Annotated in this window: 18 protein-coding genes; 11 read left to right on the top strand and 7 right to left on the bottom strand. The window is 72.1% G+C overall.

The window, feature by feature from the left end; all coding sequences use genetic code 11:
* Window positions 1-33: 33 nt before the first annotated feature.
* Window positions 34-2,181, top strand: coding sequence for a DUF2510 domain-containing protein (locus ASG83_RS09900; protein ID WP_055860667.1), 2,148 nt, complete (start codon window positions 34-36; stop codon window positions 2,179-2,181).
* Between the two features lie 60 nt (window positions 2,182-2,241).
* Here ASG83_RS09900 and ASG83_RS09895 read toward each other — a convergent pair whose 3' ends face one another.
* The gene (locus tag ASG83_RS09895; RefSeq protein WP_055860665.1) at window positions 2,242-2,910 is read right to left on the bottom strand and encodes an alpha/beta fold hydrolase; all 669 of its coding nucleotides are present in this window, start codon (window positions 2,908-2,910) and stop codon (window positions 2,242-2,244) included.
* A 78-nt stretch (window positions 2,911-2,988) separates the two neighbouring features.
* On the opposite strand from ASG83_RS09895, the gene ASG83_RS09890 reads away from it, so the two are divergent.
* The 3 genes from ASG83_RS09890 to ASG83_RS09880 are packed head-to-tail and all read left to right on the top strand — an operon-like array spanning window position 2,989 to window position 5,569.
* Entirely contained in the window at window positions 2,989-4,500 is a 1,512-nt protein-coding gene (locus tag ASG83_RS09890; protein WP_055860661.1) for an NAD(P)/FAD-dependent oxidoreductase, read from the top strand.
* Window positions 4,500-4,997 (top strand): SRPBCC family protein, encoded by a 498-nt coding sequence (locus ASG83_RS09885; protein ID WP_235460172.1) that lies wholly within the window; start codon window positions 4,500-4,502, stop codon window positions 4,995-4,997. The genes ASG83_RS09890 and ASG83_RS09885 overlap by 1 nt, the downstream gene beginning before the upstream one ends.
* Before the next feature lie 44 nt (window positions 4,998-5,041).
* Window positions 5,042-5,569, top strand: a complete 528-nt coding sequence (locus ASG83_RS09880; RefSeq protein WP_055860658.1) for a heme-binding protein — start codon at window positions 5,042-5,044, stop codon at window positions 5,567-5,569.
* A 32-nt stretch (window positions 5,570-5,601) separates the two neighbouring features.
* On the opposite strand, the gene ASG83_RS09875 is transcribed toward ASG83_RS09880, so the two are convergent.
* Entirely contained in the window at window positions 5,602-5,865 is a 264-nt protein-coding gene (locus ASG83_RS09875; RefSeq protein WP_055860655.1) for a hypothetical protein, read from the bottom strand.
* 90 nt (window positions 5,866-5,955) lie between these two features.
* Entirely contained in the window at window positions 5,956-9,618 is a 3,663-nt protein-coding gene (locus ASG83_RS09870) for a bifunctional RecB family nuclease/DEAD/DEAH box helicase (RefSeq protein ID WP_055860652.1), read from the bottom strand.
* 129 nt (window positions 9,619-9,747) lie between these two features.
* Here ASG83_RS09870 and ASG83_RS09865 point away from each other — a divergent pair, with 129 nt between their 5' ends.
* The 5 genes from ASG83_RS09865 (at window position 9,748) to ASG83_RS09845 (ending at window position 14,121) form a co-directional block, all read left to right on the top strand.
* The gene (locus ASG83_RS09865; protein ID WP_055860648.1) at window positions 9,748-10,353 is read left to right on the top strand and encodes a helix-turn-helix domain-containing protein; all 606 of its coding nucleotides are present in this window, start codon (window positions 9,748-9,750) and stop codon (window positions 10,351-10,353) included.
* Window positions 10,350-10,910, top strand: coding sequence for a DUF6036 family nucleotidyltransferase (locus ASG83_RS09860; RefSeq protein ID WP_055860644.1), 561 nt, complete (start codon window positions 10,350-10,352; stop codon window positions 10,908-10,910). The genes ASG83_RS09865 and ASG83_RS09860 overlap by 4 nt, the downstream gene beginning before the upstream one ends.
* The gene (locus ASG83_RS09855) at window positions 10,907-11,194 is read left to right on the top strand and encodes a nucleotidyltransferase family protein (RefSeq protein WP_055860642.1); all 288 of its coding nucleotides are present in this window, start codon (window positions 10,907-10,909) and stop codon (window positions 11,192-11,194) included. The genes ASG83_RS09860 and ASG83_RS09855 overlap by 4 nt, the downstream gene beginning before the upstream one ends.
* A 78-nt stretch (window positions 11,195-11,272) precedes the next feature.
* On the top strand, window positions 11,273-12,184 hold the full coding sequence (locus ASG83_RS09850; RefSeq protein WP_055860638.1) for a M48 family metalloprotease: 912 nt from the start codon (window positions 11,273-11,275) through the stop codon (window positions 12,182-12,184).
* A gap of 38 nt (window positions 12,185-12,222) precedes the next feature.
* Window positions 12,223-14,121: a hypothetical protein gene (locus ASG83_RS09845; RefSeq protein ID WP_055860635.1), complete on the top strand. Its 1,899-nt coding sequence runs from the start codon at window positions 12,223-12,225 to the stop codon at window positions 14,119-14,121.
* 33 nt (window positions 14,122-14,154) lie between these two features.
* On the opposite strand, the gene ASG83_RS12925 is transcribed toward ASG83_RS09845, so the two are convergent.
* Genes ASG83_RS12925 through ASG83_RS09835 form a run of 3 tightly spaced genes read right to left on the bottom strand, consistent with a single transcriptional unit; the run spans window position 14,155 to window position 16,481 of the window.
* Window positions 14,155-14,448, bottom strand: a complete 294-nt coding sequence (locus ASG83_RS12925; RefSeq protein ID WP_200959285.1) for a dual specificity protein phosphatase family protein — start codon at window positions 14,446-14,448, stop codon at window positions 14,155-14,157.
* 30 nt (window positions 14,449-14,478) lie between these two features.
* Window positions 14,479-15,594: an ADP-ribosylglycohydrolase family protein gene (locus ASG83_RS09840; RefSeq protein ID WP_200959284.1), complete on the bottom strand. Its 1,116-nt coding sequence runs from the start codon at window positions 15,592-15,594 to the stop codon at window positions 14,479-14,481.
* Window positions 15,591-16,481, bottom strand: a complete 891-nt coding sequence (locus ASG83_RS09835) for an ARPP-1 family domain-containing protein (RefSeq protein ID WP_055860632.1) — start codon at window positions 16,479-16,481, stop codon at window positions 15,591-15,593. Before ASG83_RS09835 ends, ASG83_RS09840 begins: the two co-directional genes overlap by 4 nt.
* 85 nt (window positions 16,482-16,566) lie before the next feature.
* Between ASG83_RS09835 and ASG83_RS09830 the strand changes: the two genes are divergently transcribed.
* Both ASG83_RS09830 and ASG83_RS09825 read left to right on the top strand, forming a co-directional pair.
* On the top strand, window positions 16,567-17,232 hold the full coding sequence (locus ASG83_RS09830; protein WP_055860629.1) for an NUDIX domain-containing protein: 666 nt from the start codon (window positions 16,567-16,569) through the stop codon (window positions 17,230-17,232).
* 40 nt (window positions 17,233-17,272) lie between these two features.
* Window positions 17,273-18,832 (top strand): SIR2 family protein, encoded by a 1,560-nt coding sequence (locus ASG83_RS09825; RefSeq protein ID WP_055860626.1) that lies wholly within the window; start codon window positions 17,273-17,275, stop codon window positions 18,830-18,832.
* A 40-nt stretch (window positions 18,833-18,872) separates the two neighbouring features.
* On the opposite strand, the gene ASG83_RS09820 is transcribed toward ASG83_RS09825, so the two are convergent.
* A complete protein-coding gene (locus ASG83_RS09820; protein ID WP_082599243.1) occupies window positions 18,873-20,207 on the bottom strand; it encodes a hypothetical protein in 1,335 nt (444 codons plus the stop codon).
* Window positions 20,208-20,323 lie beyond the last annotated feature (116 nt).

Genomic DNA, 20,323 nt, shown 5'->3' with positions numbered 1-20,323 from the left:
GGTGATTCCGGGGGGAACACGATGACTGAGTCGATGACGGGGAGCGCACTGCCGCCCGCGGGGTGGTACCCCGACGCCGGGGGGCCCGGATTCGCTCGCTGGTGGGACGGCAGTGCGTGGACCGAGCACGTCCAGGCCCTCGGCCCCGCTCATGCCGAGCCGCTCGCTCAGGACATGTCGCGCCCCGTCACTCCCGTCTCGCTCGGTCAGCCCGGCCCGATCGGCGTCGGCATGGACCCGGTCGACATCGTGCAGCGCCTCCAGGATGCGGGCGAGCCCGCCCCCGTCTCCCCCGTCGACTTCGTCACGGGGCAGCACTCGACCTCGGCCTTCCTCGACGGGGGCTCCAGCGGTTCCGGCCCCTCCGGCTCCGGCGGCGGCGCGGCGCCGTCGAGCTCCGGCGGCGGTGAGCTCGTGCTGAGCCGCCGCCAGCGCCGCGAGCTCGAGGCCTCCGGCACCGTGCTCGTCGAGCCGGCCACCGCCGCGCCCGAGGCGACCACGACGACCGTCGCACCCGAAGCGACCGTCGCCGAACGTCTCGCCGAGGCCGGAACGGCCGCGGCCGCCGCGCCCCGCGCCTCCGTCGTCCCGCCCTCTCCGGCACCCACCATCCCGCCGCCCGGTGCGGAGGCGCCGGTCGCCCCGGCCCACGAGGTCGTGCCCGCGGCCGAGGCCGCCCCCGTCGCCGACGTGACGCCCGAGCCCACCGCGTCCGCCGCGCCGACCCCGGAGGAGATCGCCGCAGCGATCGCCGCGCGCCCGCGCGGAGCGCGTGCCACGGCGCGCGCCGCGACCGCCGCCGCCGCGACCGCGCCCGGGGTCGACCCGCTCATCGCCGCCGCCGTCGCGGCGCAGCCCCCGGTCGTGGTGACGACGCCGTCGAGCGCCTTCGGAACGTCCACCGCGCAGACCTCGCTCGCGGGCGACCCGGCCGACGCCGCGCCGCACGGCGTGCCCGTCGACTACCCGATGTCGGCGACCGTGCTCCAGGTCGAGCTCTCCGTCTCCATCCCCTCCGCGCCCACCGTCGCCCCCGAGTTCGAGGCGCTCGCGCCGTCGGCGCCGGGCGCGGGCGGGCTCGTCGAGCCGGCCCGCTCACCGCTGGCCGGGCTCACCGGGCCGCAGCGCATCGCGCCGCAGGCCGCGCGCGCGACCGCGACCGCGCATCCGTCGCTCGCCGCGCCGGGCGGGCCTGTCGCAGCACCCGTCGCCGCAGCGCCCGCGGCTCCCGCACCCGTCTCGGCCGCCACGACCGCCGGCGCGACCGGCTTCGACTCGCTGCTCGCGATGGCCCCGCCGCCCGAGCCCGGAACCGCCGCGGCTCCGGTCACGGCCGGTGCAGCCCGCGTCGCCCCGCCGTTCGCCCAGGCTGAGGCCGACGCGTCCGCTCCGGCGCGCGGCCGCTCGTTCGCGCAGCCCGCCTCGGGCGAGCCGGGCTCGGCCGACTTCGGGGCGATGGGCCGCGGCTGGCCCGGATCGGTCGCGACGCCGCCGCAGCGCGCGGGGCGCGCATCGACGGGCGCCGCGTGGATGCTCGCGCTCTCGCCGCTCGTCGGCCTCATCGTCACCGCGCTCGTGCTCGCCGACCGGATCGCACTCGCGGTGCCCGCCCTCGCCCCGGTGCTCACGCCGGTCGGCGGTGCGATCGCCGGCGCTCTTGCTCTGCTGCCCGCGGCCGTCGCCCCGTTCGCGCCGCTCCTGCTCGGCGTCGTCGCCATCGTGCTGACGGTCCTGCTCGCGGCGCTCGACGCGCGCGCGCTCGCGAGCTCCGGTCACGCGAATCGTCCGTCCGCCGTCTGGGCGCTGCTCGGCCCGCTCGTCTACCTCGGCGTGCGGGCGATCGTGCTGCGCCGCGCGCCAGGCGGTCAGGCTCCGGCGTGGGTGAATCTCGCTCTCTCGATCGTCGCCGGCGCCGCGACCGCCGCTGCCGTCGTGCTGCTGCCCTCGGTCGCGACGGGCGAGCAGCTGCGGATGGTCGAGTCGCTCATCGCGCAGGATCTCGCGACGCAGGGCGTGACGGCGACGGTCGCCTGCCCCGACGGCATCCTGTTCGGGCTCGGTCAGACCTTCACGTGCGAGGCGCGCGACGACCTCGGCGTCGTGGGACTGTCGACCGTGACGGTCACCGGCCCCTCCTCGGTGGAGTGGACGACGCAGCTCGCGGCGGCCCCCGCCGAGTAGGTCGAGGCCCCCGGGCCGCTGCGGCCCGAGCGGATCAGTGCCGCGGCTCGGTGCCGCGGATCAGTGCCGCGGCTCGGCCGCCCAGCGCGCGACCTCGTCGAGCACGAGCGGGTGCTCCAGCACGCGGAAGTGGCCGACGAGCGGCAGCTGCACGTTCGTCGCGCCCTCCAGGCGGCTCGAGCCGGGGATGTACTGGTCGAAGGCGCTGAAGATCGACACGATGCGCCCGTTGACCTCGGTCGCCTGCGCGAGCGAGCGGATCACGGGCCGCTCGGGCGCGAACTCGCGCCACGCGGAGATCGCGTAGCGCGCGAGCGGGCTGCCCGGGAAGGGCGTGTTGATCGCGATGAGTCGCGCGATGCGCTCCTCGTGGTCCTCGACCGTCATGAGCTGCTTGCCGATGAGCCCGCCCTTGGAGTGCCCGACGATGACGACGTCGCGCAGGTCGAGCTCCTCGAGGTGCTCGCGCACGAGCGAGGCGGTCTCCTCGATCGGGTTCCGGTTGAGCCCGAGCCGCTGGAGGAAGTGCACGGGGTGCCCCTCGGCGGCGAGGCGGTCGCCGATCGCCTCCAGGTAGTGCCAGGTCTCGAACACCCCGGGGATCAGCAGGACGGGCGCGGCGAGCCCCGTGCCCGGGTCGGGCGGCGTGGAGCCGATGCGGATGGATCGCCAGCGGCTGCGCGCGACGAAGCCGTAGTCGCGGATCACCCCACCGGTTCGCTCGAGCATCCTGACAGTCTGGCCCCTCGCTCCGACAGAGGCGCAGGGGCTTGCGCCGCACGGGGCGCACCGGCCTAGGGTCGAGTCATGGACGATGCGCGCGCGACCGGCCCCGGCACTCCCGACGCGATCGTCGTCGGCTCGGGCCCCAACGGTCTCGCCGCGGCGGTGACGCTCGCCCGCGCGGGCCTCGAGGTCATGGTGCTCGAGCGCGCGTCGACGATCGGCGGCGGCGCCCGCAGCGGCGCACTGACCATCCCCGGCTTCACGCACGACCTCGGCTCGGCGGTGCATCCGCTCGCGCTGTCGTCGGGCTTCTTCCGGCGATTCGAGCTCGCCAAGCGCATCCGGATGCTCGTCCCGGAGATCTCGTACGGGCATCCCCTCGACGGCGGAGGGGCGGGGCTCGCCTACCGCGACCTCGAGCGCACGGCCGAGGCGCTCGGCGCCGACGGCCCGGCGTGGCGCCAGCTGTTCGGCCCGCTCGTGGAGAACGCGCACCACATCGCGCAGCTCACCGGCTCGCCGCTGCTCCAGCTGCCGCGCCACCCGCTCACGACGCTGCGGTTCGGGCTGCGCGCAATCGAGCAGGGCCTGCCGTCGTGGAACCTGCGCTTCTCGGAGGACGTGGGCCCGGCGATGCTGTCGGGGCTCGCGGCCCACTCGATCCAGCCGATGCCGAGCCTCCCGACCGCGGGTGCCGCCCTCGCGCTCGGCACGACGGCGCACGCGCGCGGCTGGCCGATCCCGGCGGGCGGGTCGCAGGCGATCACGGATGCCCTCGCCGACGATCTGCGCGCCCACGGCGGGTCGATCGTCACGGGTGCGGAGGTCGGCGACATCCGCGAGCTGCCCGCCGCGCGCGCCGTGCTGTTCGACACGAGCCCGCGCGCGCTCTCGCGCATCGTCGGCGAGCGTCTGCCCGCGCGGTACCGCGACCGGCTCGAGGGCTACGAGTACGGCAACGGCGTCGCGAAGGTCGACTTCGCGCTCAGCGGCCCGGTGCCGTGGACGAACGAGGAGCTGCGCACGACCCCGACCCTGCACGTCGGGGGCTCGCGCGAGGAGATCGCCGCGGGCGAGGCGGAGGTCGCCGCAGGCGGGCACCCGGAGAGCCCGTACGTGCTCGTCGCGCAGCCGAGCGTCATCGACCCGAGCCGGGCGCCCGAGGGCCAGCACACTCTGTGGGCGTACACGCACGTGCCGCACGGGTCGACGGTCGATCGCGAGGAGGCGATCATCGCCCAGATCGAGCGGTTCGCGCCGGGCTTCCGGGAGCTGATCCGGGCATCCTCGAGCCGGACGGCGGCGCAGATGCAGCAGCAGAACGCGAACTACCTCGGCGGCGACATCGCGGTCGGCGAGCCGACGTTCGCGCAGCTCGTGGCTCGCCCGGTGCTGTCGACCGATCCGTGGCGCACGCCCGCGAAGGGCGTCTACCTGTGCTCGTCGGCGACGCCGCCCGGGCCGGGGGTGCACGGTCTCGCGGGCTACTACGCGGCGCGGTCGGCGCTCAAGCACGAGTTCGGCTACAAGATGCACCCGTATCTGGGCACGGGAGACCCGGGTGCGGCGGCGTCGGCGCCGGGAGGTGCGTGATGTCGGTCACCGTTCGTGAGATGCACTGCTCGCCCGAGGCGGTGTTCGGGGTGCTGGCGGATGCCTGGGTGTTCCCGACCTGGGTGGTCGGGGCGTCGCGGATGCGCGACGTCGACGGCGCGTGGCCGGAGGTCGGGTCGAAGCTGCATCACTCGTTCGGGCTGTGGCCGCTCGTGATCGACGACCGCACGGAGATGGTCGAGTGGGATCCCCCGCGGCGCGCGGTGATGCAGCCGGCGGGGTGGCCGCTCGGCGAGGCCCGGGTGGAGATCGACGTGAAGCCGCGCGGCTCGGGGTGCGTGGTGCGGCTGGTCGAGTTCGCGGTTCGCGGCCCGGGGCGGCTGGTGCCGTCTCCGGTGGCGGATGCTCTGCTCTCGGTGCGCAATCGGGAGACCCTGACCCGGCTCGCCCACATCGCGGAGGGCCGCGAGGACAACCACGAGGCGCTCGTGTCGGGTCAGGAGCCGGACGACGTGGACGAGGTGCAGGACCGCTAGTCGGGGGCCTGTCGCTCCGGACGTGACGGGTCTACCGTCAGTGCATGACCGAGGAGCTCGATTACGCGGTGGTGCGGAGGTTCCGCGACTTCGAGGTGCGCCGCTACCCGGAGTTCGCCGTCGTCGAGTGCGTGGAGCGCGGCGACTTCGGCTCGGCGGGCAATCGCGCGTTCGGGCCGCTGTTCCGTTTCATCTCGGGCGACAACAGCGCCGGGAGGAGCATCGCGATGACGGCGCCCGTGCTGCAGCAGTCATCGGAGGCCGGTGAGCACCGGGTGGCGTTCGTGATGCCGGCGGCGATGGATGCGGCGTCCGTTCCCGAGCCGCGGAGCGGTCGTCTGCGTGCGCGCGCGGTCGCTGAGCACGACATGGCGGTTCGCCGATTCAGTGGCTCGTGGAGTGAGCGGCGGATGGCGGAGCAGGCACGTGCGCTGGCGGACGCGATGCGCCGGGAGGGCCTCATGCCGTCGGGCGAGGTCACCTTCGCGCGCTTCGACCCGCCGTGGAAGCCGGGCTTCCTACGCCGCAACGAGGTGATGATCGCGCTGCGGGAGCCCGTGCGCGTGGGGTAGGCCGTGCTCCGTGACGCGGCCTGACGGTCGGGTCAGGCGGCGGGCGACTGCGGGTCGGTTCGCGGCGGATCGGTGTGCGGCGGCGCGGGGCGCTGCGGGGTGATGGGGCCGTAGTAGCCGGTGGCGCCGCCGCGGGGCGGCTGGTTCTGGGCCCAGCGGTGGTAGTCGCGCATGCCGCGGGAGACGCCGACGCGGATGATGCCGTAGAGCAGCAGGAGCGTGATCGCGGTGCTGACGACGGCGAGGATGACGGGCAGGAGCAGGCCGGTCATGAGTCCGAAGTCGGGGCTGTACATGGGGTGATTCTCCGTCGCGTTCGGGGTGCGGGCGCGGAGGCGCGCGGGCTGTCGGGCTCGGTTGGGGGCGGCCTGCGCCTGCCCAGTGCGTCAGCTGCCGGCGTCGAGCACGCGGAGGAAGGCGCTGAGCTCGGCGACGCCGGCAGGGGTGTGCGGCAGGTGGTCGGCGAGGGCGGGCGAGTGGACAAGGTAGGCGGCCCATTGGGCGCGTGAGATGGCGACGTTGAGCCGGTTGCGGTTGAGGAGGAATTCCATGCCGCGGGGCGCGTCGCCGGGGTTGGAGGCGGCGAGGCTGACGATCGCGATCGCGGCTTCCTGGCCCTGGAACTTGTCGACGGTGCCGACGCGCGTCTCGCGGTGCCCGGCGGCGTCGAGGGCGAGGCGCAGGGTGTGCACTTGCGCGTTGTAGGGGGTGACGACGATGACGTCGCGGGCCTCGAGGGGGCGGGTCTGGCCGGCGGGCGTGTCGCGGTCGTCGGGGCTCCACGCGGTGCCGATGAGGCGGTCGATGAGGTCGACGACCGCGGCGGCTTCCTCTGTCGATTCGGTGTCGTTGCCGCTGTGCTCGACGGGGACGGCGTGGAGGCCGGGCGGCACGCCGTCGAGGTGCCGGCGGGAGGCGGCGGGGTGCGCGTGGAGGCGCCCTTCGTACGAGAGGTCGCTGACGACGGCGGCGAGGGCGGGATGCACGCGGCGGGTCTCGGCGAGGAAGTATCCGAGCTCGGGCGGGAGGACGTCGTGGCCGTCGCTGAGGTAGCCGAGCGCTGAGCCGTCGATGGGTTCGGGGTGGGTGCCCTGGCTGACCTGGGGCAGCTGCTGCGGGTCGCCGAGGAGGAGCAGCCGTCGGGCGCTCATGGAGGCGGCGATGGTGGCGGCGAGGGAGTACTGGCCGGCTTCGTCGACGACGAGCAGGTCGAGCTCGCGGCGGCCGACGCGGGCGGGATCGCTGAAGTCCCAGGCCGTCCCGCCGATGACGTAGCCGCCGGTCTGGCCAGCGGCGTAGGCGCCGAGCGACTTGGAGCCGTTGGGGAGCACGGTGTAGCGACGCAGCGCGGTGCTCTCGGCGTGGTCCTCCCCTGTGCGCGCGGCTTTCGCGACCTGCGCGGGCGGGAGCCCGGCGGCGACGACGGTGTCGAGCATGTGCTCGACGGTGGCGTGGCCTTGCGCGACGACGCCGATGCGCCAGCCGTGATCGGCGGCGAGGCGGGCGATGACGCGCGAGCCGAGGTAGGTCTTGCCGGTGCCCGGCGGACCCTGCACGGCGAGGTAGGAGTCGTCGAGGTCGAGCAGGCTCGCGACGACGGCGCTGATGCGGTCGGGCTCGCCGTCGGCGTCGTCCTCGACGGCGGCGAGCGGCCCGCCGCTCGCGGTGACGGGCGGGCGGCGCAGGAGCAGGTCGACGACGGCGTCGCGCGGCAGCGCGGGGGCAGCGTTCACGAGCGCGGCGCCCCATTCCTCGATGGCGGGCTTCTGCTTGCCGGGGTCGGGCGGCGGCCCGGGCGTGAGCGCGATCGGCAGGTCGTCGTAGGGGTCGACGGTCTCACCGGTGGCGGGGTCGGTGGCGAGCGTCTCGGTGATGACGACGCCGTCGTCGTGGGCGGCGGTGATCGCGATGGGGCGCGCGGGGCGCGATCGCGGGTCGCGCCGGTTGAGCGGCAGCGGGGCGGGATGCTCGTACACGGCGTAGGGGCCGGTGCGGGCGCTGACGCTCACGCGTGAGCCGGGCGCCCATTCGCCGACGAGGCGCACATGGCGGCGAGGGAGTTTCTGGCGCGCAGTCGTCGTGCCCCAGTCGGTCTGGGTGTGCGCGCCGTCGGGGTCGACGCGGAAGACGTCTCGGGTGTCTTCCCAGTCCTCGAGGAGGCTGCCGAGCCGGTCGTAGTGCTCCCACCAGAAGGTCTTGTGCTCGCGGCGGTGGTAGTCGATCGCGGCGGCGGCGTAGTGGTAGAGCCGTTCTTCGGGTGTGCGGTCGGGCTCGACGCCGTGCGTGCCGTCGGGGCGGGCGGCGAGGGCGATGAGGTCGTCGTGAAGCGGCGAGGCCTCGATCTCTCGCTCGGGCGGTGCGTCGTCGAGCGTCAGGCCGTCGGCATCGTCCCCGGCGCTGCCGCCGTCCGGTCCCCCGTCACCGAACCCTCCCCCGTCCCCGCCCGCGTCGCCGCCGTCGCCCCCGCCTCCGCGCGGGTAGGCGCGCAGCCAGTCGGCGAGCTTGCGGGTGCTGACGCAGTCGACGCGGTTGTACTCGGCGATGTCGTCGATGATCTTCTGCGCGGCGGCGTGGTCGCCGTTCTCACGCAGCTCGCGGGCGCGCACGTATTCGGCGACGGAGTCGTCCCCAGCGGCGACCGCTGCTCCCTCACGCGACTCGGGCCAGTAGAGCGGTTCGAGCTTCTTGATCGAGTAGCTCGGCGAGCCGATGCGGAACGCCCGCTTGACGACCGTGTAGAGGTCGACGAGCACGCCGTCGCGGAGGAGCTCGTCGACGATCTGCTCGCCGACTCCGTGGCGGGCGGCGAGCTGGCGCAGGTGGGTGCGCTCGTAGGCGGCGTAGTGGTAGATGTGCAGGTCGGGGTGGGCGGCGCGTCGCTGCTGCACGTCGTCGAGGAAGGCGATGAGGGCATCCCGCTCTTCGGCGAAGGTGTGCGCCCAGTAGGCGGTGAACTCGTCGTTCGCGTCGACCAGGCCGAAGAGGTAGTCGAGGTTCCAGCGCGCGGGGTCGCCCTCGGTGTAGAGCGGGTCGCCTTCGAAGTCGAAGTAGAGGTCGCCGACGCTCGGCGGGGGCAGTGCGGCGAGGGCGGCAGAATCCACGAGCTCGACGGGGGGCGGGGCGCCTGCGCCCTGCGCGGCAGCGGCGGCCTGCAGGCGCGCCTGGAGTCGGAGCCCTTCGAGCGTGCGGGCGGGCATCCCGTCGATGGGGCCGGTGGAGTCGGCCAGCTCGCGCACGGTCGTGATGCCGGCGGCGCCGAGGCGGCTCCACTGCTGGCCGCGCAGGCCGGCGACCTGCCAGACGTCGTCGTACTCGACGACGGCCGCGTCGCACCAGGCGCACTTCCCGCAGTGGGCGACGCCGTCGGCGCGCCACGACAGCACGGTGCCGGCGCCGACGCGCTCGCGCAGCATCGCGTGCATGCGGGCGCGCTGGCGGCGGTGCACGGGCGCGATGTCGGCGAGGCGGTGGATGCTCGTGGCGCCGGTTCCGAGAATCAGCCCGGTCTCGTCGTCGACGGGCACTCCGAGCCGCTGCAGCTGGTCGGCGTAGGCGGCGAGCTGCAGCAGGGCGGTGACCTTGGCCTTGCGCGCGAGCTTGCTGTCGAGCACGCGGTAGACGCCGTCGCCGCGGTGCTCGAGGAAGTCGGCGAACCCGATGAAGGCCAGCCCGGTGCGGTCGTCGAGCTCGGGTCCGTGCTCGGGGTCGAAGAAGGTGCCCTGCGTGACCATGTCGGTGCGGGCGCGGAGGGCGGCGACCGTCTCGGCCTGGCGCTCGAGGTAGGCCTCCGTGCTCATCGCGTCGGCACGCGCGATGTCGACGAGCGTGCCCGACTCGCGGTAGCGATCGACGAGCCGCGCCTCGTGGGCGTGTCCCATCTCGATCGTGCGCTGCATCATCGCGTCGGTGGACTCCTCGACCTTCGCAATGCGGCCGAGCAGGGCGTCGACCGTGCGGCCGAAGCCGAACTCGCAGCCCGCGGCGCTCGTCAGGTCGCTCGCCGAGGTGACGAGCATCCGCCCGCCATCGGGCCTGGGGAGGAGGAACATGGGCTCACGCTAACGGCGACCACCGACATCGACCGGACAGCGCGTCCGCACGAGTGAACGCAGAGCGCGGCATTGCCTCAATCCTGGAACCTCTCTACACTCTTATGCGTATACGCATAGGAGGTCCCGTTGATTCAGCCCGCAGGGACGCTTCTCCGCGCCCGGCGATCCGCCGGGCTCAGCCAAGCCGCACTCGCTCGGCGATCCGCCATCGCGCAGTCGACGATCAGCCGCATCGAGGGCGGAACGCTCGACCCGACCTGGTCGACGATGCACGCGCTTCTCGAGGCCACGGGTTGGCAGGTGAGCGCCGCCGCCGGGCCCGAGTCGGAGCTGATCGCGCCAGAGACTGCAGCCCGCTCGATCGCAGAGCAGCTCGGCCGCGGCGACATCGATGGAGCGGCCCGCGACCTCACTGAGTCGGTGGGGCGACTGATCCGCTACCTCGACGAGCATCCGGGCGTGGAGCCGCCAGCGTGGTCGGTCGCCGCTCCGAAGACGGCGGACCTCCCGATGATGTGGTCGACGTTCCTGGCCACGGCGTTCGCGTACGCGATTCAGAGCACCGGCCGCGCGGTTCCTCCGTGGATGCTCGACGTGCCCGTGCTGCCCACCGAGACCGCCCTGGGCGACGAGCCCAGTCCACGATTCCGCACATGGCTTCGCGCGCGCACACCCGAGGTGTTCCGCCAGAAGAACCTCTTGTCGCGCCCTGAAGACTGGAGGATCGCGTGAGTCACGGCTACCGCCAGCTCACCGGCGACGAGATCGAGGGCCTCCTCGCCGAACTGCTGGAGCGTGCCGACGATGCAGGTGTCGACGTCGACATCTTCGTCGTGGGCGGGGCCGCCATGGCGCTGCAGCTAGGCCGTGATCAGCTCACCCCCGACGTCGACGGACTCTTCCGCCCATTCGACCGGATCCAAGCGATCGCGCAGGCGATGGCGGAGGAGCACGGGCTGAGTTCGCAGTGGATCAACGAGAACGCTCGCCCCTTCATCGCTTTCGACACCGACGACCCGCGCCACTTCGTCACCGTCACGCTCAGGGGCCGCGCGCTTCGGCTCGCATCGCCCCGGGCGCTCCTGGCGATGAAGATGGCGAGATACGCACGAAAGGACTACGCAGACATCACCGCGTTGATCCGCCATCTGGATCTCGCGGTGCCGTCGGAGATCGTCGAGCTGACCGTTGAGGTGCTGGGCGAGGACTCCCCCGCGCTCGTCGACGGGCGGGAGGATCTTGAGCTCCTGGCCTCGGAGGCTCTTCGCCGGGCGGGTCGCCTGAGATGACACTCGACGACGTGCTGGCGCATCGTCACGAGATCCTCCGTCTCGCTCGGGAGCACGAGTTCCGTGCGGTCACCGTCATCGGCTCCGTGGCTCGCGGGACGGCAAGCGAGTCCAGCGACCTTGACCTTCTCGTAGACCCACTCCCGACGGCCACGTTGCTCAGCCTCGGGGCGTTCGAAGCCCGCCTCGAGGAGCTTCTCGGCGTCGGCGTCACCGCTCTCAGCGCTCGAGCACTTGACCCCAACCGCGATCGCTCCTTCCTGATGGGGGCAGTCGAACTCTGACGCCGTCCTTCCCGCGCCCGCCGCAACTCACTCCGGCACCGCGTGCCACTCCGCCCCGCGCGGCAGTACAGTCACCCCATGTACCGGCAGATCGCCCGCAACAAGCGGTGGAGCATCCTGCTCATCGCCCTGTTCTGCCTCGCCGTGATCGCGCTCGGCCTCTTCGCGTCGTGGGTGTTCGCCGAGCTGTGGCCGCTCGTGCTGCTGGTGATCGCGTGCCCGCTCTACGTGTGGCAGGCGCTGAGCCACGCGACGACGTCGGCGGCCGAGACCGCCGGGGTGCGCTTCGTCTCGCTCGAGGAGGAGCGGCGCCTGCACCGCATCGTCGAGACGACGGCGATCCGCGCCGGCATTCCGATACCCCGCATCGGCGTCATCGATGAGGATGCCCCTAACGCGTTCGCCGCCTCGATGCACCCGCGCGACTCGGTGATCGGAGTGACCCGCGGAGCGCTCGAGCTGCTCGACGACTCCGAGCTGGAGGCGGTCGTCGCCCACGAGGTCTCGCACATCGTCAACCAGGATGGCCGCGTCACCCTCACCGCCTTCGCCCTCGTCGGGTCGATCGTGTCGCTCGCGGCGGCGCTGCTCGTGCTGGGGTGGGCGATGATCCGGTCGGTAATCCCCGAGTTCAAGTTCGGGCTCGGGCTCATCAACGGCGCAATCGGCCTGCTGATGCTCCCGCTCGGAGCCGCCGCCGGCATCGTCGGCTTCCTCATCGGCCCGCTCATCACATCGGCGGTGTCGCGTCGCCGCGAGTTCCTGGCCGACGCGAGCGGGGTGGAGCTGACGAGGTTCCCCGACGCGCTCGTGCGCGCCCTCACCAAGATCGAGAATCGCGGCGGGATGCTCGCCCGCCCGGTGCCGGAGGTGGCCGAGCTCTTCATCGTCGACCCGACGGGCCCCAGCTGGTTCGACCGGCTGCTCAGGTCGCACCCGCCGACGTCAGAGCGTGTGGAGCGGCTCGAGGCGATGGCGCGCGAGTTCTGACGCTCGACAGTGTCGGCGGCTCCCACTAGACATTTCTCATGGTGACCACTGCTCATGAAACCGACGAGGTCGCGGCCCTCGCCCGCTCGATTCTCGACCTCGATCGTCGGCGTCCGCTGGTCGTCGTCACGACGGTCGAGACCACGACTCAGCCATTGGTCGACGTTCTCGAGCTCGAGCAGGCGATCTCCCCGCTCGCCGACATCGTCATCGTGCCCACCGGCGACCGCACCCGTGAGTTGGAGCTCGCGCTCCCGAACAACTGCGCCACGTTCGGGGGCGCTGTGCGCAGCTTTCCCATCGGTGACGAGTGGCGATCCCGACCCTCTCTCGCCCGTCGTCGGTTCTCGTTCTCGCTGGCCGACGGGCCGCGCGTGCTCGAAGAGGTGGTCATCGATGTCATCGGCATGGCCCACCGTGCCGGGCTCATCGTGGCGACTCCGCGGACGGCCGAGCCCGCTGCGGGCGTGATCGCCAGCATTCTCGCGGGTGGGGAGCGCGCGCTCGTCCGACTCGATGGCGACGGTCTCGCGACGGTCTCGGTGGACGCCGTCCTCTCCCCCGCGCCTCTGCCCTGGTTCTTGGCGAGCGGCATGCGGGTGAGCGGCTTTCTCGACCCGGAGTCTCGGCGTCTCTCGCTCGACCTCGAGGTCGGAGACGGCGCCGATCTGTGGTCGCGATTCCCCGACTGCTCGGTCACGCTCGCCCTGGTCCACCGCGTCGAGCGCCAGCGCGCGGTCCTCCTCATCCATCCTCAGCACCCGGTCACCGTGACCCGATCCGACCTGTCGACCAATCCGCTCGACCGCGTCGACCTGCTGCTCACCGAGGGCGACGTCATCGAGGTTCGCGTGACGCGCGACGAGCAGGGACGTCGCGCGCTGCGCACCGTCGATCTGAACGATGACGAGGTCGCCCTTCCCGCCATCCCGCTGGTGCCCGGCGGTCCGCCGTGGCTCGAGCCCGGTCGCACCCTCGTCGAGGCCGATGAGACCCTGACCTCGACGCCCATCGACGAGCTGCTCTCCGTCGTCGAGTCGCCCACCTCGCTCGCGCCCGCTCCCGCCTCGGGCGGTCTGGTTCAGAATGTCGCGCGGACGGAATCGGGGGCTGCGAGCACGCCCCTGCTCTCGCCGACGCACCCTCGCCCCGGGCCCGGCGCGGTGCACGTCCCGTCCTCGGTGGCTGCCCCTGCCGCGCCCCTGCCCGAGGATGCCGGCCCCACCTCTGCGCCGAACCCAACTGCCAGCCGTTCCGCCCTGCACACGGCGCAGGGAACCATCGCTGCGCTGCAGGCAGAGCTGCGGATGGAGCGCGCGCGCCGAGACGGACCGACCACGGACCAGCTCCGACGCGAGCTCGCCGCGACACGCACGATGCTCGGGCAGGTGCACCGCGAGAGCCAGCACTGGCACGAGCAGGCGGAGCGTGCGACCGCGCGAGTCAAAGAGACCCAGGCCGCGCTGCGAGACGCCCGACGAGAGTCGATTGCGCCTCTGGCAGAGTCGCCTCGCTCGCGTCGCGCCCGTTTCGACGCAGCGGAGGACTGGATCAGGCACGAGCTCTACCTGCAGTGGATCGAGCGCTTCGATCCGGCGACTCGAGCGGAGCATCCGCTGCCCGCCGCAGTGACGTTCGGACCCCGTTTCGCCGCCTCAGTCGAGGCGCTCAGCGACCCGCAGCTGTCCAAAGCCCTCCGGTGCGCGCTCGAGGCAGTCACCGGGTTCATCCGCCGAACCTCTGCCCGGGAAGTGCACGCGCTCCGATCCGGTGACGGTGGTGGGGATCGTCCCGTGATCAGGGACGACGGCGCGCGATGCATGCGGGCCTACATCGAGCAGAACACGCCCCAGGCGAGGCGACTGCACTATTGGGTTCTTCCCGGCGGCGAGGTCGAGCTCAGCAGAGTCGTCGCGCACGACGACGTGGAGCCGTAGAGTCCGGTTCCACCACCGCGCACTCGTGGGCGCTCAGCCGATCCGGTCCGCCACCGCGCGCGCTGCGGTCAGTAACGCGTGTTGCGGCGCCGCATCCGACAGCGCTTCGCGTACCGCAGCGAGCGCCGCGTCGAAGTCGGCCCCGAGATGCCGCGCCGCATACAGCGCCGCGACCGTGGGCGTCCGGCTCTGCGCCTGGACGCAGTGCAGCAGCACCCGCTTGCCCTCCGAGCGCAGGGCCGCGACCGCGTCAGCGGCATCCGCCAGCACGAGCTCGAGGTTGGGGTTCTGCGCGGGGAGGTCCGAGTCGATGAGCCAGACCTCCACACGATCGGCGGGGTGGACACCGGCCGGTAGCTAATCGACCCCCACTCGACAAAGCGACACCACGGCATCGACCGGAGCGCCCTCGACGTCGTCGATCGCGCCGAGCAGCACGCCCCCATCGTGAGGGTGCGCAACCAGCACACTGCGGCGCGACCAGCCGGCGTAGTCCATGCGCGCGATGTTCGGCCACCCGGTCGAATCGGGAGACCCGCCCCGCACCGCGAGCACCGCCAGCTCGACGAGGTCGCGCCCGCGAAGCCCCGGCCAGCCGTGCACGACGCGACGCCACGCGCTCGGCACGGCCGAGGCGCCCCAGCGGGCACCGGCCAACCCGCCGGCGATCGCCGCCACGGTGTCGGTGTCCCATCCCGCGAGCACCGCCCGCCGCACGGCGTCGGCGTGCGAGTCGCTGCGGTGCACCGCCGACCAGGCCGCCATGAGCGCCTTCACCTCTCCGCCGTTCGAGCCGAGGGCCGACGGCTCGACGGCCTCCGCCTCATCGAGTCGCGACGCCCAGACCGACGCCCGCTCTGCCGACAGCGCCCGAAGCCCCGCCCGGATGTCGTACTCGCCGGTCAGCACCGCGTGCCTGATCGCGAGGCACCAGAGCACGCACGCCTCCTCCGAGTCGTCGCCAGCGTGGGTGAGCACTGAGACCGCGCGCGCGGCCTCCACGAGCGCGGCCGCATCGTGCAGGTACGCCAGCGCCACCGGCGCCGTGCGCATGAGCGACCCGTTGCCGCGCCCGTCATGCTGCGCATAGTCGTCGGCGGCCCGTGCCGCCGCGTCCGCCGCCGACCCCGACCCGACGGCCACCCCGCGCAGTACCCGCCGCGTCTGGTTGCCCACATCGGTGGCGTCGCGCGACCATTCGACCCACGCGTCGACGATGCCGTCGAGCACCGCGGGCTCGCGCAAGTCGTCGCCCCGCGCCGCGGCCTGTGCGATCGGGATCGCCATCGACGTGTCGTCGGTCCACTCCCCCGGAGCCCAGCCGAAACTGCCACCCCCGGTCATCGCGAGCGGCGTCTCGGGCGGCAGCGGCGGCCGGAACTCGTGCGGGGCGCCGAGGGCGTCTCCGCAGGCGAGGCCGAGTAGCACGCCGGCGGCGCGGTCGATCTGGGCAGTGGTGAGCGTGGTGGTCATGAGTTGCCTCCTACGAGCAGCGGGTGGGAAGGGTCGGTAAGCGCAAGGTGCAGCAGGCGATCAGGCTCGGCGGGGAACGCGAGCGAGCGTCCGCGCGAAGACGTGGCAATCCCAGCACCGCGCACCGACGCCCGCGCGCCCTCGACGGCGACGGCGATGCCCGCTTCATCGACCGGGCTCATCGACAGCTGCTCGACGATCCGGGCGAAGGCCCGAGCCGTCTCGGCCGCGGTCGGTGCCCGCGAAATGCGCCGAGCATCCAGTCGCGCGCCCTCGACGATGCCGCGCCACCGCGACCGCAGCCCGGCGCTCGAGCCGTAGAGCTCGGCGCCGAGGATGCGCCCGGCGATGCCGATGACGACGCCGCGCTGCCCGTCGAGCACGCGCGGCAGCGGAGCCGCCGGTGCGTCGAGGTGGTGCAGCAGCGAGGAGGTGCCGCTTCCGGTGAAGGCCTGGTCGAGGCCGTGGATGCTCTGCCAGACCCGGCTCTGAGCATCCGCCCCTTGCCGGCTCGCGGCGCGGACGCTCGCCGCCGCACGTCGACCGCGTCGCGCAAAGCCCGCCGTCCCGTGCCACCGACCCTGCTCGACGCACAGAGCGGAGACCGGGGAGACCGATCGAGGTGCGAGCACGAGGCTGCGCGCGACCATGCGGTGCTGGAGGCCGCCCTCGGCGAGGTCGCCCTCGAGCGCAACCGCCGGGCGCTCGCTGGCGTTCCTGGCCTCGAGGGTTGCGACGGTCGCACCGCCGGAGTGCTCGCTGAAGCTGACCGCCCCGGGTGACCAGTCGTGACCGGTCACCGCGGGCGTGCCGACCCAGAGCGGGAAGAGGCTGACGCCCTCGTCGTGGATGGCCTTGCCGACGTGCAGTTCGTGAAGCTCTCGCATGATGGAATCCTTTACCGCGCTTCTGCGCTAAAAGCAGTATGCACCCGACCGGCGACATTTGTCGCATTTCTGCGATAATCAGTGCATGACCCCTACGAGCGAGCCCTACCGCGACTCCTCCGGACGATCTCTCACCGACTATCCGCGCCCCTCGGTCGCGGTCGATACGGCGGTGCTGACCGTCGCGGAGGGCGGCATCGCGGTCGTGCTCGTGGAGTCGGAGGGCGAGGCCGCACTGCCCGGTACCTTCCTCCACGAGTCGGAGGCTCTCGCTGATGCTGTCATGCGCAGCCTGCGCGAGAAGGCCGGCATAGAGGGCCTCGCAGCCCGGCAGCTGCACGTCTTCGACCGCCCCGGCCGCGACTCGCGCGGATGGGTGCTGTTGGTCGCGCATCGCGTCGTCGTCCCCGAGCGGATGCTCCGCCTCGACGGCGCCCACGCCCGCGTCACCCCGCTCGCCGATGCACTCGCACGGCCACTGGCCTACGACCACGACGAGATCATCCGCCGCGCTGTGGAGTCACTCCGCTCCGACTACCGCGATTCCCCCGACCCCGAGCGCCTCCTCGCCGAGCCGTTCACCCTGCGCGAGCTGCAGCAGGTGCACGAGGCGGTCGCGGGAGCGCGACTGCCTCGCGACGCCTTCCGCCGCGCGATGGAGCCGCGCCTGCGAGCGACCGGGGAGCTGACGAGCGGCACGCGGGGGAAACCGGCGCGGCTGTTCCGCCACACCGCCGACGCCGCTCGGTAGGGTTCGAGCACCCCTCGAGCCTCGACCGCACGGAGCGCGCATGACCAGCAATGATGCCCCGCACGTCTTCGTCGTGCATGGCGACCTCACCCAGCTCGCGTGTGACGCGATCATGATTCCGACGGACGCCCGCCTCCGCGTCGAGGAGCACTGGCACGGCGTCGTGCCCGAGCACGCCGCTCTCGCCGCACGTCCCGAACTCGCGGCCTTCCGCGACCAGACCACCTACGCTCACGCGCTCCCACCGCACCCGCTTCACGAGGGCGATGACCACGCACCGGTGCGCGTGCTCACCGCCGTGCCGTTGCATGGGTATCAGTCGGCCGATGTGCTGCGGCCGCGCATACGCGCCTTCGTCGAGGAGGCCGCGCGCGCGATCGCCGGCCACCGCGAGTTCGTCATCGGCACCGGCCAGCCCCGTGCAGTCCCACTCGTCGCGATGCCGCTGTTCTCCAGCCGCGGCGGCGGTGGCTCGATGCGCCGCACCTCCATCATCGACATGGTGCTCGACGAGGCGCGCATCGCCGCAAGGGCGAACGGCGTCGACGTCGCGTTGGTGGTGCGGGAGGATCCGGATGCCGCGCTCGCGCAGCAGCGACGCCGCAGTGCCGCCGGCGACAGCTGGTCAGCCGTGGAGCCGCGCCTCGTTGAGGTCGCGCGGCACCTCGCGCGATACGCGCTCGCCAATCGCATAGTGCCTTTCATGGGCGCTGGCGTCAGCATGTCGGCGGGAGCTCCCGGCTGGCGCGAGCTGCTGGGGAAGCTGGCCGACGCGATCGACCTCGACGCCGGCACTTGCGATGCGCTGCTGCATGGCAAGCTCGGCGAGCTCGACCAGGCCACCTACCTCGAACGGCGATATGCCGACACGGAGCGAGACTTCCGCGGGGAGGTCTCCCGCCTTGTCGAGCGCCCCCGCTACGGCCTCGCGCCGGCCCTGCTCGCGGCAACGGCGGACGAGCAGGCGATCACGCTGAACTACGACACGCTGTTCGAACGCGCGAGCACCGCCGCCCGTCGCCCCCGACGTGTGCTGGCCGGTGGTAGCCGCGGTGACCTCACGTCGCCAGCTGACACCGTCTCCGAACGCTGGTTGCTGAAGCTGCACGGTTCAGCGGACGAGCCCAGCACAATCGTGCTGACGCGCGACGACTACCTCGGCTTCGCCGCTGACCGATCGGCCCTGTCGGCGATCGTAAAGGCGAACTTGCTGACCCGGCATCTGCTCTTCGTCGGATTCGGGCTGGCGGACGACCACTTCCACGAGATCCTGCACGACGTGAAGCGCGCGGTTGGCACTTCATCGACAGCCGCGACCGCTCTCACCCTGTTCGATGACCCGCTCAACGCCGCCCTCTGGGGCGATTCCCTCACGATCGTGCCCATGCTCACCGAGCCAGCGTCTCCGGATGCTCTGCCTCGCGCCGCACGAACACTCGAGCTCTTCCTCGACGCGCTCGCGGCATACTCGGTCGACTCCGAGAGCTATCTCCTCCGCGACGAGTACGCCGATGGGCTTTCTGACTCGGAGCTCGCTGTGCGCGATCTCCTTCGGGAGCTCATGCGCACGACCGGCCACTCATACGAACGGAAGCGCTAGCAGGGTTTTGATGCGCCGCAATGGCGGCGTTACCTCCCGGTCAGCTCGAAGGCGGCGCGTCGTCCTCGTCATCGGTGCCGCTGGTTCGCTCTGCAATCTTGCTTGAGATGCGGTGGGTAAGCGATCGTGCCCGGTCCCGAGCCTGACCACTGAAGTCGCGTGCGGCCCGAGCCGTAGTCGCGCCCAGCTCCTTAGCCGCATCGAGCCCTGCTTCTCCGCCCACGACAAGCTTGTCACGGGTGTCCCCTACCGCTTGCCTCCAGCGCTTCGCCTCGACGTCTGATCCGGCGTCGTCGAGCCCGAGCGCCCGCTGGAACGTGACGATCGCCCCGCCAGCGCTGTTCCGTGTATTCACGACCGTGCGGGCGGAGATCGGATTGAGCAGCACGCGCTCGTTGGCGTCTATGGCCGCTGCGTCGAGTCGGGCGAGCAGCTCTCGGGTGGTGGTGGTCAGTAGCTCAACGCGCTTCCCTCGCGCGGCCCGCAGTGACTGGCGGTGGACTTCGAGGTCGTCCGGTGCGGCGTCGAGCACTCGGTCGAGCTCGAGCACAGCGAGGCTGTCGGCGAGCCGGAAGCAGTGCGCGAGCACGGCAAGCCACTGCTCGACGGTACCCGAGATCTCGCGAGCGAGCTTGGCACGGTCATCGACGTGCTTCTGCCGCTCGAGCTTCTCCGCCAACGCGGAGATCTGCCGCACCGCGTAAGCCTGCGTGCGTGCGATGGTCATCCCGGTCGCTTGCACCTTCGACCAGGTCACCTCAGAGACGCGCCCGAGGTGCGCTCTGGTCGTCATAGCGTCGTCGATGACGAGGTCAACGCCAATCATGTCTGCCAGCACCGCGTCTTTCTGGGCGCGCAGGATGTCGTCGACTTTTTCGTCGATCACGGCCAGGTAGCGGTTGATTTCGTCAATGGACTGCTGGAGGGCCATCTGATTGAGCATGCCCCCGAGACCGGCGAGGACAGCCGGGTTGGTCAGGCTGGCGCCTGCGCCGCGCGTGAATTGGACAAGGTGCTTAATGCCGCCCTTTTGGCCCTTGGCGTAGACCACGCCTACCTCGAGGCCCGTCTTGCTGTTGCGCATCAGGTCGTACTTCTTCATGACCTCGTACGACTCTTTGGTCATCTTGACCCAACGACCCGAGTGCTCGGCGACCATGCCGCCCGCCTGCAGTGCGGCTCCCCCCATCGCAGCCGTTCCCGCAAGGCGGCCGAGCGGGAACTCTGCCGCCTCAAGCCCTTCTGCTCGAAGGAATTGCTCCACGGCGGACGGCGGCCCGAGGACGGCGACTCCGTCGCCATCCCCCACGAGCTGAATCTCCTGCCGCTCCTCCCCGCGAACCTGGTCGTCGTCTCGCTCATCGATCTCGGTCATGCCGGGCTCCCTTGCCGTCATTGCTGCACGCGGGCCAGGGCCCGTTGGCATAACCCTACGAGTCGTCACCTACAGCGGGCACCACAAACCTCGACGCCATCGTTGTGTTGCCGCTC

Source organism: Yonghaparkia sp. Soil809 (assembly GCF_001429705.1).
Taxonomy (GTDB): domain Bacteria; phylum Actinomycetota; class Actinomycetes; order Actinomycetales; family Microbacteriaceae; genus Microcella.
Note: the sequence above shows the minus strand (reverse complement) of the source record. Positions and strands in the feature narration are given on the sequence as shown.

Coding starts and splice junctions, on each gene's coding strand:
- ASG83_RS09900 (WP_055860667.1), top strand. CDS start 34: ATGACGGGGAGCGCACTGCCGCCCGCGGGGTGGTACCCCGACGCCGGG.
- ASG83_RS09895 (WP_055860665.1), bottom strand. CDS start 2,910: ATGCTCGAGCGAACCGGTGGGGTGATCCGCGACTACGGCTTCGTCGCG.
- ASG83_RS09890 (WP_055860661.1), top strand. CDS start 2,989: ATGGACGATGCGCGCGCGACCGGCCCCGGCACTCCCGACGCGATCGTC.
- ASG83_RS09885 (WP_235460172.1), top strand. CDS start 4,500: ATGTCGGTCACCGTTCGTGAGATGCACTGCTCGCCCGAGGCGGTGTTC.
- ASG83_RS09880 (WP_055860658.1), top strand. CDS start 5,042: ATGACCGAGGAGCTCGATTACGCGGTGGTGCGGAGGTTCCGCGACTTC.
- ASG83_RS09875 (WP_055860655.1), bottom strand. CDS start 5,865: ATGTACAGCCCCGACTTCGGACTCATGACCGGCCTGCTCCTGCCCGTC.
- ASG83_RS09870 (WP_055860652.1), bottom strand. CDS start 9,618: ATGTTCCTCCTCCCCAGGCCCGATGGCGGGCGGATGCTCGTCACCTCG.
- ASG83_RS09855 (WP_055860642.1), top strand. CDS start 10,907: ATGACACTCGACGACGTGCTGGCGCATCGTCACGAGATCCTCCGTCTC.
- ASG83_RS09850 (WP_055860638.1), top strand. CDS start 11,273: ATGTACCGGCAGATCGCCCGCAACAAGCGGTGGAGCATCCTGCTCATC.
- ASG83_RS09845 (WP_055860635.1), top strand. CDS start 12,223: ATGGTGACCACTGCTCATGAAACCGACGAGGTCGCGGCCCTCGCCCGC.
- ASG83_RS09840 (WP_200959284.1), bottom strand. CDS start 15,594: ATGACCACCACGCTCACCACTGCCCAGATCGACCGCGCCGCCGGCGTG.
- ASG83_RS09835 (WP_055860632.1), bottom strand. CDS start 16,481: ATGCGAGAGCTTCACGAACTGCACGTCGGCAAGGCCATCCACGACGAG.
- ASG83_RS09830 (WP_055860629.1), top strand. CDS start 16,567: ATGACCCCTACGAGCGAGCCCTACCGCGACTCCTCCGGACGATCTCTC.
- ASG83_RS09825 (WP_055860626.1), top strand. CDS start 17,273: ATGACCAGCAATGATGCCCCGCACGTCTTCGTCGTGCATGGCGACCTC.
- ASG83_RS09820 (WP_082599243.1), bottom strand. CDS start 20,207: ATGACCGAGATCGATGAGCGAGACGACGACCAGGTTCGCGGGGAGGAG.